At 57.6% G+C, this 14196-nt stretch carries 17 protein-coding genes; 6 read left to right on the top strand and 11 right to left on the bottom strand.

All coding sequences use genetic code 11. The features are described 5' to 3' along the window. Positions 1-108: 108 nt before the first annotated feature. The gene (gene tam, locus PMI23_RS26845; protein ID WP_007911480.1) at positions 109-879 is read right to left on the bottom strand and encodes a trans-aconitate 2-methyltransferase; all 771 of its coding nucleotides are present in this window, start codon (positions 877-879) and stop codon (positions 109-111) included. Between the two features lie 377 nt (positions 880-1256). Here tam and PMI23_RS26840 point away from each other — a divergent pair, with 377 nt between their 5' ends. From PMI23_RS26840 to PMI23_RS26830, 3 genes are all read left to right on the top strand, one after another. Next, positions 1257-1760: an inclusion body family protein gene (locus tag PMI23_RS26840; RefSeq protein ID WP_007911481.1), complete on the top strand. Its 504-nt coding sequence runs from the start codon at positions 1257-1259 to the stop codon at positions 1758-1760. 125 nt (positions 1761-1885) lie between these two features. Further along, positions 1886-2425, top strand: coding sequence for an AidA/PixA family protein (locus PMI23_RS26835; RefSeq protein WP_007911482.1), 540 nt, complete (start codon positions 1886-1888; stop codon positions 2423-2425). Between the two features lie 121 nt (positions 2426-2546). Beyond that, positions 2547-2957: a low affinity iron permease family protein gene (locus PMI23_RS26830; RefSeq protein WP_007911483.1), complete on the top strand. Its 411-nt coding sequence runs from the start codon at positions 2547-2549 to the stop codon at positions 2955-2957. 86 nt (positions 2958-3043) lie between these two features. Here the strand turns inward: PMI23_RS26830 and PMI23_RS26825 are convergent, their stop codons facing one another. From PMI23_RS26825 to PMI23_RS26795, 8 genes are all read right to left on the bottom strand, one after another. Then, entirely contained in the window at positions 3044-3547 is a 504-nt protein-coding gene (locus tag PMI23_RS26825; RefSeq protein WP_007911484.1) for a DUF4142 domain-containing protein, read from the bottom strand. Between the two features lie 76 nt (positions 3548-3623). Further along, a complete protein-coding gene (locus tag PMI23_RS29600) occupies positions 3624-3779 on the bottom strand; it encodes a KGG domain-containing protein (protein WP_007911485.1) in 156 nt (51 codons plus the stop codon). A gap of 116 nt (positions 3780-3895) precedes the next feature. Continuing rightward, entirely contained in the window at positions 3896-5245 is a 1350-nt protein-coding gene (locus PMI23_RS26820) for a sensor domain-containing protein (RefSeq protein ID WP_007911486.1), read from the bottom strand. Positions 5246-5324: 79 nt separating this feature from the next. Next, complete coding sequence (locus PMI23_RS26815; RefSeq protein WP_238539569.1) at positions 5325-5921, bottom strand: LysE family translocator; 597 nt, start codon at positions 5919-5921, stop codon at positions 5325-5327. 102 nt (positions 5922-6023) lie between these two features. Then, on the bottom strand, positions 6024-6440 hold the full coding sequence (gene fos / locus PMI23_RS26810; protein WP_007911490.1) for a fosfomycin resistance glutathione transferase: 417 nt from the start codon (positions 6438-6440) through the stop codon (positions 6024-6026). Between the two features lie 4 nt (positions 6441-6444). Further along, positions 6445-7161, bottom strand: coding sequence for a hypothetical protein (locus PMI23_RS26805; protein WP_007911492.1), 717 nt, complete (start codon positions 7159-7161; stop codon positions 6445-6447). A gap of 37 nt (positions 7162-7198) precedes the next feature. After that, the gene (locus PMI23_RS26800) at positions 7199-7933 is read right to left on the bottom strand and encodes a hypothetical protein (RefSeq protein ID WP_007911494.1); all 735 of its coding nucleotides are present in this window, start codon (positions 7931-7933) and stop codon (positions 7199-7201) included. A 20-nt stretch (positions 7934-7953) separates the two neighbouring features. Continuing rightward, complete coding sequence (locus PMI23_RS26795; protein ID WP_007911496.1) at positions 7954-8865, bottom strand: LysR family transcriptional regulator; 912 nt, start codon at positions 8863-8865, stop codon at positions 7954-7956. Between the two features lie 78 nt (positions 8866-8943). Between PMI23_RS26795 and PMI23_RS26790 the strand changes: the two genes are divergently transcribed. Then, positions 8944-9432, top strand: a complete 489-nt coding sequence (locus PMI23_RS26790; protein WP_007911498.1) for a DMT family transporter — start codon at positions 8944-8946, stop codon at positions 9430-9432. Between the two features lie 167 nt (positions 9433-9599). On the opposite strand, the gene PMI23_RS26785 is transcribed toward PMI23_RS26790, so the two are convergent. Beyond that, a complete protein-coding gene (locus tag PMI23_RS26785) occupies positions 9600-10922 on the bottom strand; it encodes a hypothetical protein (protein ID WP_007911500.1) in 1323 nt (440 codons plus the stop codon). 219 nt (positions 10923-11141) lie between these two features. On the opposite strand from PMI23_RS26785, the gene PMI23_RS26780 reads away from it, so the two are divergent. Continuing rightward, positions 11142-11747, top strand: a complete 606-nt coding sequence (locus tag PMI23_RS26780) for a hypothetical protein (RefSeq protein ID WP_007911502.1) — start codon at positions 11142-11144, stop codon at positions 11745-11747. Between the two features lie 15 nt (positions 11748-11762). Here the strand turns inward: PMI23_RS26780 and yiaY are convergent, their stop codons facing one another. After that, complete coding sequence (gene yiaY / locus PMI23_RS26775; protein ID WP_007911504.1) at positions 11763-12911, bottom strand: L-threonine dehydrogenase; 1149 nt, start codon at positions 12909-12911, stop codon at positions 11763-11765. A gap of 156 nt (positions 12912-13067) precedes the next feature. Here yiaY and PMI23_RS26770 point away from each other — a divergent pair, with 156 nt between their 5' ends. Then, positions 13068-14087: a DUF4917 family protein gene (locus PMI23_RS26770; protein ID WP_007911507.1), complete on the top strand. Its 1020-nt coding sequence runs from the start codon at positions 13068-13070 to the stop codon at positions 14085-14087. Positions 14088-14196 lie beyond the last annotated feature (109 nt).

Raw genomic sequence — 14196 nt, 5'->3', positions numbered from 1 at the left:
TACGAGCTACGCCGACGTGCGAAATCGAGTCGAACTCAGGTTTTGCAAGCGACACCAATCGGCTCCCTCTCCCTCGGGAGAGGGCTGGGGTGAGTGGGCCAATTTATTTCAGCGCGTCGCGACGATAAACAAGCGAGGAAATGGCAACAGTACCGAGCCATCCGCCAGCGCTGGATAAGCCTTCTCAACCTCCGCCAGATACTGCTCCAGATACTGCGCCTTTTCCGCCTCGGTCAACGGACTCAAAAACGGAATCAACCCGCTCCCCTTGAACCACTCCACTACTCCCGCCGCACCGCCAGACAACTGATGGTGATAGGTCGTACGCCACACATCGACCCGCGCGCAGTGTGGTCGCAGCATCGAGAAATAATCACTGGCGCTGGCCATGTCGGTACGTTGCCCCGCAGCGCCGGAAAGCTTGCTCGCCCACGGACCATTAGCAGCGACTTCACGCATCAAGCGGTGTGAGGATTCATTGAGATTGTCCGGCATCTGGATCGCCAGGCTGCCACCGGCCGACAACTTGCTGGCCAACGCCGGCAACAACGTCGCGTGATCCGGCACCCACTGCAACACGGCATTGGCGAAGATCACATCGAACGGCCCGGCATCAGCCCACTGATCAATCTCGGCCACCTCGAACTGCAAATCCGGCAAGCGCTTGCGAGCCGCGTCGATCATGTCTGCCGAGCTGTCCAGCCCGCTGACCTTCGCCCCGGGAAAACGCTGCACCAGCAACTCCGTCGAGTTGCCGGGACCGCAACCGATATCGACCACAGTTCGCGCTTCAGGCGTAGGAATCGCGGCGAGCAGATCGCGGGCCGGGCGGGTGCGTTCATCTTCGAAAGCGACGTATTGTTTGGCGGACCAACTCATTGCGTTCTCCTGTCGGGACATACCAGCGGTTCGTCACGATACAGGCCGCACAGCAAACAGTTCCAGAGCGACTGAATTGCAAAGGGTGTCGGACCAACCCATCGGCTTATCGCCAATGGGTTGGTTCTAATAAATCAGGTGACCGTCCGTCGAGCCAGACAAAAGCGATTTTGACAGCTAAAAAATCATACCTATAGTCAAGGAGCGGCAATCGGAAGGAACCCGAATCAGTCGATTTCGTGCAAGGAGCACGGCCTGTTCATTTCTCGTGATCAGTGGGTTCCCCCCAGTAGTGTGCTCGCAAAAGCCATACGGCAAGCAAGCGTCGTCGTGCCTGGATTGCAGTCCGACGTTCACTATGAAAAAGGAGCATCACCATGTCTCGAGTGACGGATATTCTGGTTTCCATCGACACCGAAACCATTCTGAAAAAATATCCAAACATCAGCAAGGATCCGAAGAACCCAACGCTGATTGATTGGAAACATGTGTACATGGTCACCAATCAGGACAACGTCGTCAGTGGTCAGGCCGGTGGCGAACTGGATCTCAAGGCTCAGGTCGGCGATCTGATCCGCTGGCGTGAAACCAGCCTGTCGCAGAGCTTCGAACAGGCGGTAATTTTCTACAAATTCGTCCCCAACGCCGGAGAAAACCTGATCTCGCCGCCCTCGCCGCGCAAGGCCACAGCGTGCGTTGCTGTGCCCAACACGAGCAATCCATCCGTACCAAGCTGCCAGAAAGTCGACAACCACTATTGGTCATCCGAAACCCTCGACTGTGGTCGCGTGACCTATCACTTCCACTTCCTGATCGTCGATCGCAACTGCCAGATCATCGGCTGCTGTTCGTGGGATCCGTTCATCTCCATTCATAACTGATGATGTGTCGAGCCCTTTGGTGACAAGGGGCTCAACCGATCCGCTGCCGCTGCGGCCGGAACAGGAAGTGTTGCCTTGACCGAAGCGGCTGTCGTTTTGTGCCAACATCATGAAAGGAATCCATGATGACCAGCGAACCGATCCCGTCGCCCTCATCCGGCGTTAGCAGCGCACACAACGTGTTGCTGATCGTCGATGCCGAATCAGTACTGAAGCATTACCCAAATCCAAGTCTGGACGCCGCCGCGCCGACGAGCATTACCGATGGTTTTATCTTTTTCGCAACTGGTAACAATCCGAAAGAAATAGTCATAAATGACAGCTCAATAACAATCCAGGTCGAAACTGGCTGCGACCTGCACGTTCGTGGACGCTCCGTCAGCCTGATCGCCGAACACAGTGTGGTTGTGTACCGCATGACCGTGGCTGACAGCGGTGTGCTTTCCGAACCGAACCTGCAAATTCATACCAACCTGACGGTGCCCGCCCCCAACCCGGACGACCCGACCACGCTGGGCAGTCGAAAAGCTGACGACCACTATTGGACCTGCACGCCGAAGAAACCTGGCGATGTGCAATGCGAACTGAGTTTCATGCTGGTCAATCAGCAGTGTGAGGTGGTGGGTTACTTCCACTGGACCGTCGACGTCGAACTCGAGGTTTAGAGTACCAATGCCAAAACCGGTCGTGAGGCCGGTTTTTCAGGGACATCTTGCACATCAGTAGAATTTTCATAACGCCGCCAATGTCTGAATTTCAAGCACTCCCCCAATAAGGAACACGGCTATGAAATTCGCAAAAATCTCCCAGAAGCTCGCGATGGTGGCCGGTAGTCCCAAGACCTTCATGGGCGCGTTGATCTTGATCGGGTTGTGGGGTTTGAGCGGGCCGATCTTTGATTACAACGACACCTGGCAACTGATCATCAACACCTCGACCACCATCATCACCTTCCTGATGGTGTTCCTGATCCAGAACACGCAGAACCGCGATACCGATATTCTGCATTTGAAGATCGATGAGTTGCTCTTGGTGACCAAAGAGGCGCAGAACGCGATGCTTGGGCTGGAGGCGCTGGATCTGAAGCAGTTGGAGGCGTTGCGCAGGCACTACCGCTCGCTGGGCGAGGGTGAGGTGTTCAATCTTGAGGGATTGGGCGAGAAGAGTAAGTCGAAGCAGGATTTAAATGAGTGTTGAGGATTGAAAGCAAAAGATCGCAGCCTTCGGCAGCTCCTACAGGGATTGAGTAGGAGCTGCCGAAGGCTGCGATCTTTTGCTCTTGATTAGCGGCTGGCCTGCAACTGGCGAGCCATCTCCAGATGGCTTTGCAGTTTCGGCAAGGTCTCGTCAGCAAACGCCTTGATCTCCGGCACGTCGGTGGTCTGCGCTTCCTGCTGAATCTGCTCGATGGCCTCTTCAGTGGCTTTGACCTGACTGGCGGCGTAGGCCTGATCAAAGGAGGCGCCGTCGGTCACTTGCGGCATCAATTCCTTGGCCTTGTCGGCCAGCTCTTCACGAGGCGCGACGGGCAGGTCAAGTTTCTTGGCGATTTTCGCCAGGTGCTGGTTGGCCGTCGTGCGGTCGTTGATGACGACGATGGTGTAGTCCTTGACCTCTTTCGATTCGGCCTTGCTGTGGGCCAGACGACTGGCCTCGATGTCGGCCATGCCTTTGGCCGAGGCATCGTTGATGAAATCGGCGGGCGACTGGGCAAAAGCGCTGCTGGCACAGAGGCCCAATAGCGATGCAAAACTCATGGTGCGTATACGGGTGGCCATTCGGCTCATGGTCGCGCCCTCCTTACTTGCAAAATTCAAGCGGGAGCTTACGCCCCCGCCTCTCAATCAAAACTACCTTCACCGACTACTTCGATTTCTGAGCGGGCTTGCGGCCCATGTCTGGTTTTGGCTCTTTGTCGACGGTCGTTGTGGTGGTTTTCCCACCTTTGCGACCTGCTTCAGAGGCCTTCGTTCGATCGTTGGCGAAGTTTCCCGAGTTCGAGTTTCTTGAGTTAGGCATGATTCTCTACCTCTTGGTAATGATCGTGGCGAGCAGGTGCCCGCCTAGATTGAGAATTTTCTGGCCGGCAAAGGTTTAGAAAAATTGCAGTCGCTGCGACGAACGGCGGCCCCGGATCAACTATTCAACGCGTGATGGTTCAAGCGTTTGGCGGCGTACATCGCCTGATCGGCATGGCGGAACAGTTGCTGTTCTTCACTGCCGTGCTCTGGATAGCGGGCCACGCCGATGCTTGGTTCGATGTGCAGGTTGTGGCCATCGAGACGCATCGGTTGCACCAGCACCTGTCGGATTTTTTCCGCCACGCCGTCAGCATCTTCCGAGACCTGGACACTGTGCAGCAACACGACAAATTCATCGCCGCCGATTCTGGCCACGGTATCGGTTTCCCGCACGCAGCCCTTGAGGCGATTGGCTACGGTTTGCAGGAGCATGTCGCCGACGGCGTGACCAAAGGTGTCATTAACCTGTTTGAAGCGGTCCAGATCGACATACAACAAGGCCATGTGCCCGGATTGCTCGCGCGCGCTGGCCAACGCAGCCTTCAAGCGATCGCGCAGCAATTCACGATTGGGCAGCTGCGTCAGTTGGTCGTACTGCGCCATACGTCGCAGGCGGGCGTGCAATTGCTGACGCTCGATGGCCGTGGCGACCTGGGCGCAAACGTATTGCAGCAGTTCCTTGTCTTGCTCGGTGTAGCGCTCGCCGCCGGGCAGGCTTTTGACGATCAAGGCGCCGATGGTGCCGTTTTTCGAGTTCAACGGCACACCGAGCCAGCAAGGCGCGTTCTGCCCGGCCACCAGTTCGGCGAAATCGGCTGGGGAATCTGCACTGTCCGGCGTCAGAAGAATCGGCTGGCCGCTACGGATAACTTCCGCGCACAGGCGTCCGGTGACGGTGCCCGGTTGCTCGGGCTGCAATTCGTGATCGTCGACGTGATAAGGAAAATTCAGTTGTGCGCAGTGCTCGTCGTACAGCGCCACGGAGAAATTCATCGCTGGCAACCATTCGCCGATGATCAGATGAATACGCTTGAACAGCGCCAGCAGATCTTCCGCCGCATGCGCCGCTTCGGAAATCGCGTACAACGCTGCCTGGCGCGATTCGGCCTGTTTGCGCTCGGTGATGTCGCGCGCCACGGCGATGCGCAGTTGATCGACTTCCGACCAACGCGCCGACCAGAGGATATGCACGACGCTGCCGTCCTTGCGCAGGTAACGGTTTTCGAAGTTGAGCTTGGGTTCGCCGCCCATGATTTCGTTTGCGGCTGCGAGAGTGCGCTGCCGATCCGCCGGGTGCACCAGCTCGATCATTTGCCGGCCGATCAACTCTTCAGGCGAATATCCGAAAACACGCTCACAAGCGGCACTGACAAAAACAAAGCGACCCTGCTTGTCGACCGCGCAGACGGCGTCCAGCAACAAATCGATAAAACTCGCCAACGGCGCGGAATTTCGGCTTTCCATGGTTCAGCGTGGGTGTCCGGACAATGCAGCACTGATCAACCATCCCTGACCTTTTTATTGCGCCTCCCTGCACACATTTTCAAGCCTTGTTCGGCATCAGCCCCGGCAGTGCATGCACCAGCGCGTTGATGGCAAAACCGATAAACATCACGCCGCACAAGCGGGTGATAAGCAACTCATGACGCTGATACAGCGTGCGAACCCGTTGCGCGCCAACCACGCCAATCAGAATAGCGTAGGCCAGCAGGCCGCCGAGGAAACTCAGGGCAATCAACGCCGGCAGCATCGACCAGTTGAGCAGTTCGGCGCGGCTCGACAACAGCGCGGTGAAGGTCGCGACCGCCACCGGATAGGCCTTGGGATTGGTCAAGCCGAACAGAATGCCGTGCCAGAACGGATTGCGCGCCGCGCCCTGCGGTTCGTCACCGTTGCGACGCTGGGCGCGCACCGCGCGCCAGCCGAGCCAGAACAAGTACAAACCGCTGAGCACACCGAGCACATCAAACGCGGTGCTGCCGATTTCCCGGGCGCCGACAATTGCGATCAGCGCCGTACTGCACCAGACCACATCACCGAGCAGGTGCCCGCAAAGAAACCCCGCCCCGGCCCGTCGCCCGTGGGCTGCACCGATGCCAAACACCGCCAGCACCCCCGGCCCGGGCGTGATGCCGTAAATGAAACCCTAGGCCAGCACGGCCATTAGCAACGATGGAGTCATGGAAAACCTGCAAGCGCCAGAACACGTGGCCGCCAGTCTATAACAGACAAATGTGTCTGATCATGACTCGTCGTAAAAACGCATGCCGGCGTACGGTTTTTGCCGACACGCTGCCAGCCGTGAAGCGAGATCGCCGACGTGAATTTCCAGCTTGTGGCCGTCGGGATCGAGAAAGTAGAACGACGCACCTTCGCTGCGGTTATCGCGCCATTCCTGCACATTCGCCGCTTTTAGCCTTGCTACGAACGTTGAGAAATCGGCTGCATTGAGGCTGAAAGCGTAATGGGTGTAATCGGCGCACGGTTCGCTTGAACGCAGCGGATCAAGCGACAGACACAACCACAGCCCAGACAGCGACAGGTAAGCACCGGCGTCCCACGTGGCTTCGACGCGCAGCTGCAACACATCGCGATAGAACGCCAGGCTGCGCTGCAAATCGCCGACGGCGAGGGTCAAGTGGTTGAGGCCGGTGAGCATGCGGTCAGTAACCTCTGAGGTCTTCGGGGACGATGTATTGCTGGCCGTCGTAGGTCAGGGTGATCTGTTTTTGCTTCAGACGTGTGGTATTGGAAACGCACTCTTTACCCGACTGGGTGTTTTTCATTTTGCTGCCGCTGGTCGTGACGATCAAATCGGCCAGACCATGATGACTGGAAGAGCCGATCTCGACGGTTCGGCGAATCGTCTTTGTGTAGCCTTCGCAATCATTCATGAACTCGCCATTGCTCTTGGCAACCACCAAGCCCTCCAGCACCGGACGCAACTCATTGCCTTCGCGAACATACAGCGCCAGATCGGTTTTCTCGTAGGGAATGGCGTGGGAACTGTGCGCGAACTTTGAACGCAAGCCGAAAGCCCGAACCTCCGGCGCCAGTCGATAACGGGCAGTGTCGATGCGCAGATCCTCAAAGCGCACGGCATCGGAGTTGTAAGCCCCCGGTTTACGGTAAGTGACGATGGGGTTGTAAGTGCTCGCATTGACGATCGACAGATCCAGATCGAACACCCCGGCCTCATCGTCGCCGGCGTCGGCAAGGTAAGTGGATTTAACCGAAATCGCCTGGCTCTGCACGGCCGGCCAGACTTTGCAGCGCGACAGGGATTTGCCGTCGAAGTCTTTGGTCTGGCAAGCGGCCTGGGCTTGAGGAACGAGGGCCAGAATACTGAGGGCTATAAGGAGTCTGGTGGGCGTGAGCATTGTTCTTCCTTGATAAAAGTCGGGTTAAGCAGGCCGGTTAAAGGCCTTTGAATTCTTGCGGCAGGACGTACGCTTTTCCGTCGTAGCGGAGCGTGGTCAGCACGGGCTTGTCGTTCGTAGTCTTCATTTCGCAATTGTCAGGCGATCCTTCTCCGACGAGACCGGTGGTGACTGATTTAACGACAAGGTCGGCAAAACCATGAGAGCTGGTTTTACCCATTTCGATGGTGCGAACAGTGGTCGCGCGTTCTCCCGCGCAATTGCCGTCCCATTCACCACTGAAGCGGTAAACCACTAATCGATCCAACACAGGACGCAGTTTGCTTCCCTCTTTCACATAGAGCGACAGCACGGTTTCATCCAATGGATTAACGCGAGACGAGCCTTTGAAATTTGCCCGAATACCAAAAGCACGAAGTTCAGGCGTGAGTTTGTAGCGCGCGGTGTCGATCTGCACGCTATCCAGCGCGAACGCATCAGAAAAAAATGCAACAGGTTGATGGTAAGTGGCGATGGGGGTTGGGTCGTCTGCTGATAAAACGGATAAACCCAAATCGTAAGAGCCAATCTTATCGCCATCGGTGTCAACTGGATCCGGCTCAAACTTCAATAGCAAAGAGATGGTCAGCCCTGGATAAGCAGGCCAATCCTTGCACTGGCCAAAGTCCCAGTTTCCCGACACCGCGGGTGGCGTGCAATCGGCCAATGCCTGCCCCGCCAGCAACCACCCGCACAATACCGCACACCCGATCCAGCCAGACTTCACTGTCACTTCCTTCTCCTTGTACCTTTTCAGCCGCGCACTATCCCCTCCTCAATCGTCCGATTCAACCAGTTCAACGCTTGATCCCCGCCCCGCCGCTTATGCCACGCCAGCACAAACGTGAATGGCGCAATCTCGAACGGCGGTGGCACCACGATCAGTTCGCGCTGATCAAGCTCGCGCACGCTGCGTGAAGACACCGTAAGAATCAGATCCGTGCCACTGATGAACTGCGGCGCGACGTTCCAGTGCGGCAGGCTGATCGCGACGCGGCGACGCTCACGCAATGACGTCAATGCGCGCTCGATTTCCGGCGTGCCGCTGCCGCGCATTTCCAGCAGTACATGTGGACGTGACAGGTAGGTCGGCAAATCCAGAACTCCGTTGACAGGCAACGTCTGGCGATCCAGCAGGCAGACGTAGCGCTCTTCAAACAGTACTGAGCTGCGCAGTTCGTGGGGCATTTCCGGGAAGACGCCGGCGGCGACATCGATATCGCCATTGAGCACGCCTTCCAGCATGCCTTCGCGACTGGCATGGCTGATTTGCAGGTCGATGCCCGGCGCTTCCCGGCGCAGGGTGCGGATCAGCGTAGGCAGAATGATCGCTGCGCCGTAGTCCGACATCGCCACGCGAAACGTCCTGCGCGCACTCGCCGGATCGAAGGCGTTCGGCGCCAGCAGCGATTGCACCTGAGCCAGCGCTTCGGCCAGCGGCGCGACCAGTTCCAGCGCTCGCGCGGTGGGCACCAGCGTCGAGCCGGCCCGCACCAGCAGCGGATCGCCGAGCAGGTCGCGCAACCGCGCCAGCGCATGGCTGACCGCCGGTTGACTGAGGTGCAAACGCTCGGCGGCGCGGGTGACGTGCTGCTCGCTGAGCAGGGCGTCGAGGATCACCAACAGGTTGAGGTCGATACGGCGCAGATCATTCATCTGATGCATGTACTGGATGACGAAACGGAATTTAAATCTGCTCGACGAATACTCTAGAGTCCAGCAAAACCTCTTGGAGTGATGAACATGAGTACGTTGCAGTGGGCCGGTTTGCTGGTGCTGGCCGCGTTTGCCGGGGCGGTGGTGCCGTTTCAGAGTGCGATCAACAGCAATCTTGCGCGTGGGCTGGGACATCCGTTGTGGGCGACATTGGCGTCGTTGCTGGTCAGCGTGATCGTGTTGCTGCCGGTGATTCTGGCGTTGCGTTTGCCGTTGCCGTCGTTGGCGTTTATCAGCAAGGCGCCATTGTGGATGTGGGCCGGTGGTGCGTTTGGTGTGTGTTTTGTTGCGTTGGCGGTAGCGTTGTTGCCCAAGCTTGGCGCTTCAGAGTTTGTCGCGCTGGCGTTGGCAGGGCAAGTCATTGCGTCGATGGCGCTGGATCACTTCGGGTGGTTCGGGCTGGTTGAAAAACAACTGACGGTATCGCGGGTATCGGGCGCGCTGTTGTTGATTGCCGGAGTGGTGTTGATTCAGTTTGGCGGGGTGTTTGAGAAGAATACAGTGGCTGCTGGATGATCGTTTGAATCGATGTTTTTCAGTGTCTGGAAGTCAGTCTTCGCGAGCAGGCTCGCTCCCACAGGGGATCGAATTTCAATGTGGGAGCGGGCTTGTTTGCGAACGCGTCACAGCAGGCCACCGATCTCGGAGGATTGCCGTTCTGCCAATCAACCGACGGGGGGATTTCACAGATCACTGACCGATGCGGTAAGCAAGCGAATCAGTTGCACCCTGCCATTTCTGTTCCCCAAGACCAGCACCGATGAATTCTGCATACAGGCACTCTTGGCAGGCCACTCGATCTGCGCCGCACCCTCGACGTTGAATGCCGGATCCACGGCGCCATTTGCCAAAAAGCCTCCCGTCAGTAAACCTCGTGTGCCCCCCGAGATTTGTCCAACCGTGACGATTCGATGACCGGCGCTGTCATCCAGGGCGAACCCTTCCGTCCAGCTCCTGAGATCGAGGGTCCCTGTCGCAGGGGTGATAACCGGATATTTGCCATTGAATGCTTCATCCTTTTCGCCGGTGTGGGTGATGCCGCTGATAAACGCGTGCTGGAATTTGTCCCCTGCCGACGCTTCGACCGCCGAACCGAGCAAGAGCAAGCGCTCTGACGTTTGCACAATGACCTGCTCGACCGAGCTTTCGAGCGGCTTGTCATCCTGTTCAAGGTTCAACAGCAATGTCCCCTTGTTGCCAAACGCCTCTGCGACGTTTCCGCTGCTGTCGAACGCCATGACCAATCCCTGATTGGTTATTTCCGTTTTGCCATGCACCAGAATAAGCCCATCGTCGAGTTGGATGATCCCTCGCAATGAAATTGCCACCCCCTTAAGCGTCAGGACAATCCAGCCGTTGGCAGCGAACGATGAGTCGTCGGAGCCATCCAGTAGGAAGCGCGTCAGCAAGCCACTGCCCTTTTGCGAGGTCACGAAAAGCAGCCTGTCCGGCTCCGCCGCCAGGGGCGTGGACTTCGCCAGAATCAGACCGCCACCCGTGGCACCTGTCAGCAGAGGAATACGCGTGGGCACAATCCGATAACCGCTTTTATGGTCATCGTCATCGTCGCCGAACCCGGTATCCGGCGAGCCGTCGGGCATGAATCGAGCGATGACCTGTTGGTATTCGATGGCTGTGTCTTTGCTCTCGCCAATCACGCCGCACAGGTAGATCCGGCCGGTTGCATCCACGATCAACTGTCCGGCTTGCGAGAGCAGACCATTGCCAAATCGGCCGCGAAGATAGCCGCCATTACCAAAGCCCGGATCTGGATTGCCATTGGTATCCAGACGCGCCAGGCCGTAGTACGAAAGGTCTGATACCTCAACGGTTGCGCTGACCATGATCTGCCCTGACGGCGTTATCGCCACCCCATGACCAATGGTCTTGCTCGCTCCGGGAAAATTCAGCGTGCGCAGGCCAAAGCGATCATCCAGCTCTCCTGCTGATTGTGCTTTTGCTGTTTTGGGGGCTTTCGATACTGTGGGTGCTGTGGCTTTCGGCATGTTCGTGTGCTCCTTGAGAGATCGACGTCGACCCCCGTTGTCAGAGCATTCGATCCGAAGTAGCTACGCCGGACAACTGACAGAAATGACAGTTTTTTAGAAGAAAATGAAATTGCGTATCAAGCAAAAAAAGCTAAAAAACTGGTAGTTTTTACAGGTTCGAAACGGGACACGCCGTGCCAGTGTTTCGTTTCAAATCAGCCTGAAACGAGAAACACAATGAGCACTCCCGACAAGCCCAACACGCAACCTGTCCCGCCCCCAACCATCACGTACCCCGAAAAGGACAAGAACACGGGGGTAGCAACACTGTTTCTCGGCAGCGGTATACCGGGTGCTCTGGTGCAGGTTTGGGACATTGAAGAGACGCATTCGCTGGGTGGAGGACAGGTCAGCAAAAATGGACGATGGGCGTTCAGCTTCAGCGGAGCCCAGTCCTCGGGGGAGCATGGGATTAAAGCCCGCCAGGAGGTGGAAGGCGTCGAGTCAGGTTGGAGTGAGGAGCGCAAATACAAGGTGCACTTGCGGCCCCCCATCAACATTCCGGTCGTTATGGAACCGGAGGAAGAAGCCGAGGTAGATGCCGTTCCGGACTTTTATGGCGATGTCACGCAGCCCACTGGCATCGTTAGCATTATCGATTTGGACAACGACCTGGAGATTGCCAGAGCCGACGTCGACAGCGAAAAGCAATGGCATACTCAACCTACCCTCCCCCTGAAGGAAGGCAGGTATCGAATATCCGCCATTCACAATATCAATGGAAAATTGTCAGATTGGGGCCGTGTTCGAACGTTTACGGTGACCTCTGAGGGCAAGGGCTGACCCCGTCGTAACCGCTCAAAACGCGTTACGAAAAATCTCCTCGATCTGGCGCTGATCCGCCGCCCGAGGATTGGTCAGACCGCAGGCGTCTTTCAGCGCATTGCTGGCGAGCAGCGGAATGTCACTGAGTCTGGCGCCCAATTCGCGCAGGCCATCGGGAATCTCGACATCTTTGGCCAGGCAGCGGATCGCATTGATCGCCGCCTGCGCCCCCTCTTCGGCGCTGAAACCGCGAATGTCGGCGCCCATGGCGTGAGCAACATCGGTCAGCCGATCGGCACACACCAGCGCGTTGAACGTCTGCACATGAGGCAGCAGCACCGCGTTGCACACGCCATGGGCCAAGTCGTAGAACCCGCCCAATTGATGCGCCATCGCATGCACGTAGCCGAGCGAGGCATTGTTGAAGGCCATGCCGGCGAGGAACTGCGCGTAAGCCATATTTTCCCGCGCGGCGAGGTCGCTGCCGTCACGCACAGCCAGGCGCAAATTGTTGCTGATCAGGGTCATGGCTTTCAGCGCACAGGCGTCGGTGATCGGATTGGCGGCAGTCGAGACATACGCCTCGATGGCGTGGGTCAGCGCATCCATGCCGGTGGCGGCCGTCAGACCTTTGGGCATGGCGACCATCAGCTCGGGGTCATTGACCGACAGCAGCGGTGTGACGTTGCGGTCGACGATGGCCATTTTCACGTGCCGTGATTCGTCGGTGATGATGCAGAACCGGGTCATCTCGCTGGCGGTGCCGGCGGTGGTGTTGATCGCGATCAGCGGCAGTTGCGGCTTGCTCGATTGATCGACGCCTTCGTAATCACGGATCTGCCCGCCATTGGTCGCGCACAGGGCAATGCCTTTGGCGCAGTCGTGCGGCGAACCGCCGCCCAGCGAGACGACGAAATCGCAGCGACTTTCCTTTAGCAGCCCCAGACCCGACTCGACATTGGCAATGCTCGGGTTCGGTTTGGCGCCGTCGAAAATCACCGAATCGATGTCCTGCATCGCCAGTTTCTCGGCAACCATCGTGGCCACGCCAGCCTTGGCCAGCCCCGTGTCAGTGACGATCAGCGCTTTGCGAAAACCGTAGTTGCGAATGGCGACCATAGCTTCATCGAGGCAGCCGTTGCCCATGATGTTTACCGCCGGAATGAAAAAAGTGCTGGTCATGCGCGCATCTCCTGACAGGGGCCGAATCGACTGCTCCGGTTCGGCGGATAGACACAGCATCGACCGATCGGTCACGAGCGATGTTGATCTGGCTCAATGCCGGCTCGTGATAAAGTCGCCGTCCATCAGCCCCTTTGTTTTGAGACCGCCTACGCAATGACCGATTTTCTCGATGTCGACGCCAGCCTCGAAGACTGGAACACTCTGCGCGCCGCGACCGACTTCAACGGTCTGTTGGTAGGCAATGGCGCCAGCCGTGCGGTGTGGGACGACTTCGGCTACGACTCGCTGTTTGAAAACGCCCGCACCGTCGAAGAAAAACCGCTGAGCCCGTCGGAACTGGCGGTGTTCGACGCCATGCAAACGCGCAGCTTCGAGCAGGTACTCGGCGCACTGAAAACCACCAGCCGGGTCAACAAGGCGTTGGCTGTCAGCTCGGCGGCGCCGCGCAATCGTTACTACGCGATCAAGGAAGCGCTGATCAACACCGTGCACGCCGTGCACATTCCGTGGCGACTGGTGAAGCCTTCGACGCTGGTGACGTTGAACGAAGAACTGGCGCGCTATCGCACCGTGTTCACCACCAACTACGACTTGCTCAATTACTGGGCGCTGCAACATCAAAGCGACGCCATCGACGATCTGTTCAACGGCGCCAATGCGAGTTTTGATCTGAGCGAAACTGCCACCGACAAACCGCGCCTGTTGTACCTGCACGGCGGTCTGCATCTGGTGCGCAATCAGGACGGCACGGCGCGCAAACTGACTTCAACCGAAGGCACGTTGCTCGGTAGTTTTGCGATCAACAACACGATCAAGACACTGGATGACGTGCCGCTGTTCGTCACCGAAGGACCGAGTGCGGACAAGCTCAAGACTATTCGCAGTTCGGATTACCTGTCGTTCTGTTATGAGCAGTTGCTCGGGCATGGCGGCAGTCTGTGCATCTTTGGCCATGCCTTGGGCGAGCAGGATGCGCACATCGTTCGGGCGCTGCGCTTGGCGAAACCGAAGACTGTGGCGATCTCGATTTACCCGCGCAGTGCGGCGTTCGTTCAGCATCAGAAGCGGCATTACGCGCAGGTGTTCGAAGGCACGGGCGTTGAGTTGCGGTTTTTTGATGCCAAGAGCCATGCGCTCGGCAGCCCTAAGTTGTCGGTGCCCGTCGAGGTTTGATGTAAACCGGTCTGACGCCTTCGCGAGCAGGCTCGCTCCCACATTTGGAATGCATTCAACCTGTGGGAGCGAGCCTGCTGGCGAAGCTTTTGGGGCGCACCTCATTCTT

This window comes from Pseudomonas sp. GM24, assembly GCF_000282235.1.
Lineage (GTDB): Bacteria > Pseudomonadota > Gammaproteobacteria > Pseudomonadales > Pseudomonadaceae > Aquipseudomonas.
Note: the sequence above shows the minus strand (reverse complement) of the source record. Positions and strands in the feature narration are given on the sequence as shown.

Coding starts and splice junctions, on each gene's coding strand:
- tam (WP_007911480.1), bottom strand. CDS start 879: ATGAGTTGGTCCGCCAAACAATACGTCGCTTTCGAAGATGAACGCACC.
- PMI23_RS26840 (WP_007911481.1), top strand. CDS start 1,257: ATGTCTCGAGTGACGGATATTCTGGTTTCCATCGACACCGAAACCATT.
- PMI23_RS26835 (WP_007911482.1), top strand. CDS start 1,886: ATGACCAGCGAACCGATCCCGTCGCCCTCATCCGGCGTTAGCAGCGCA.
- PMI23_RS26830 (WP_007911483.1), top strand. CDS start 2,547: ATGAAATTCGCAAAAATCTCCCAGAAGCTCGCGATGGTGGCCGGTAGT.
- PMI23_RS26825 (WP_007911484.1), bottom strand. CDS start 3,547: ATGAGCCGAATGGCCACCCGTATACGCACCATGAGTTTTGCATCGCTA.
- PMI23_RS29600 (WP_007911485.1), bottom strand. CDS start 3,779: ATGCCTAACTCAAGAAACTCGAACTCGGGAAACTTCGCCAACGATCGA.
- PMI23_RS26820 (WP_007911486.1), bottom strand. CDS start 5,245: ATGGAAAGCCGAAATTCCGCGCCGTTGGCGAGTTTTATCGATTTGTTG.
- fos (WP_007911490.1), bottom strand. CDS start 6,440: ATGCTCACCGGCCTCAACCACTTGACCCTCGCCGTCGGCGATTTGCAG.
- PMI23_RS26805 (WP_007911492.1), bottom strand. CDS start 7,161: ATGCTCACGCCCACCAGACTCCTTATAGCCCTCAGTATTCTGGCCCTC.
- PMI23_RS26795 (WP_007911496.1), bottom strand. CDS start 8,865: ATGCATCAGATGAATGATCTGCGCCGTATCGACCTCAACCTGTTGGTG.
- PMI23_RS26790 (WP_007911498.1), top strand. CDS start 8,944: ATGAGTACGTTGCAGTGGGCCGGTTTGCTGGTGCTGGCCGCGTTTGCC.
- PMI23_RS26785 (WP_007911500.1), bottom strand. CDS start 10,922: ATGCCGAAAGCCACAGCACCCACAGTATCGAAAGCCCCCAAAACAGCA.
- PMI23_RS26780 (WP_007911502.1), top strand. CDS start 11,142: ATGAGCACTCCCGACAAGCCCAACACGCAACCTGTCCCGCCCCCAACC.
- yiaY (WP_007911504.1), bottom strand. CDS start 12,911: ATGACCAGCACTTTTTTCATTCCGGCGGTAAACATCATGGGCAACGGC.
- PMI23_RS26770 (WP_007911507.1), top strand. CDS start 13,068: ATGACCGATTTTCTCGATGTCGACGCCAGCCTCGAAGACTGGAACACT.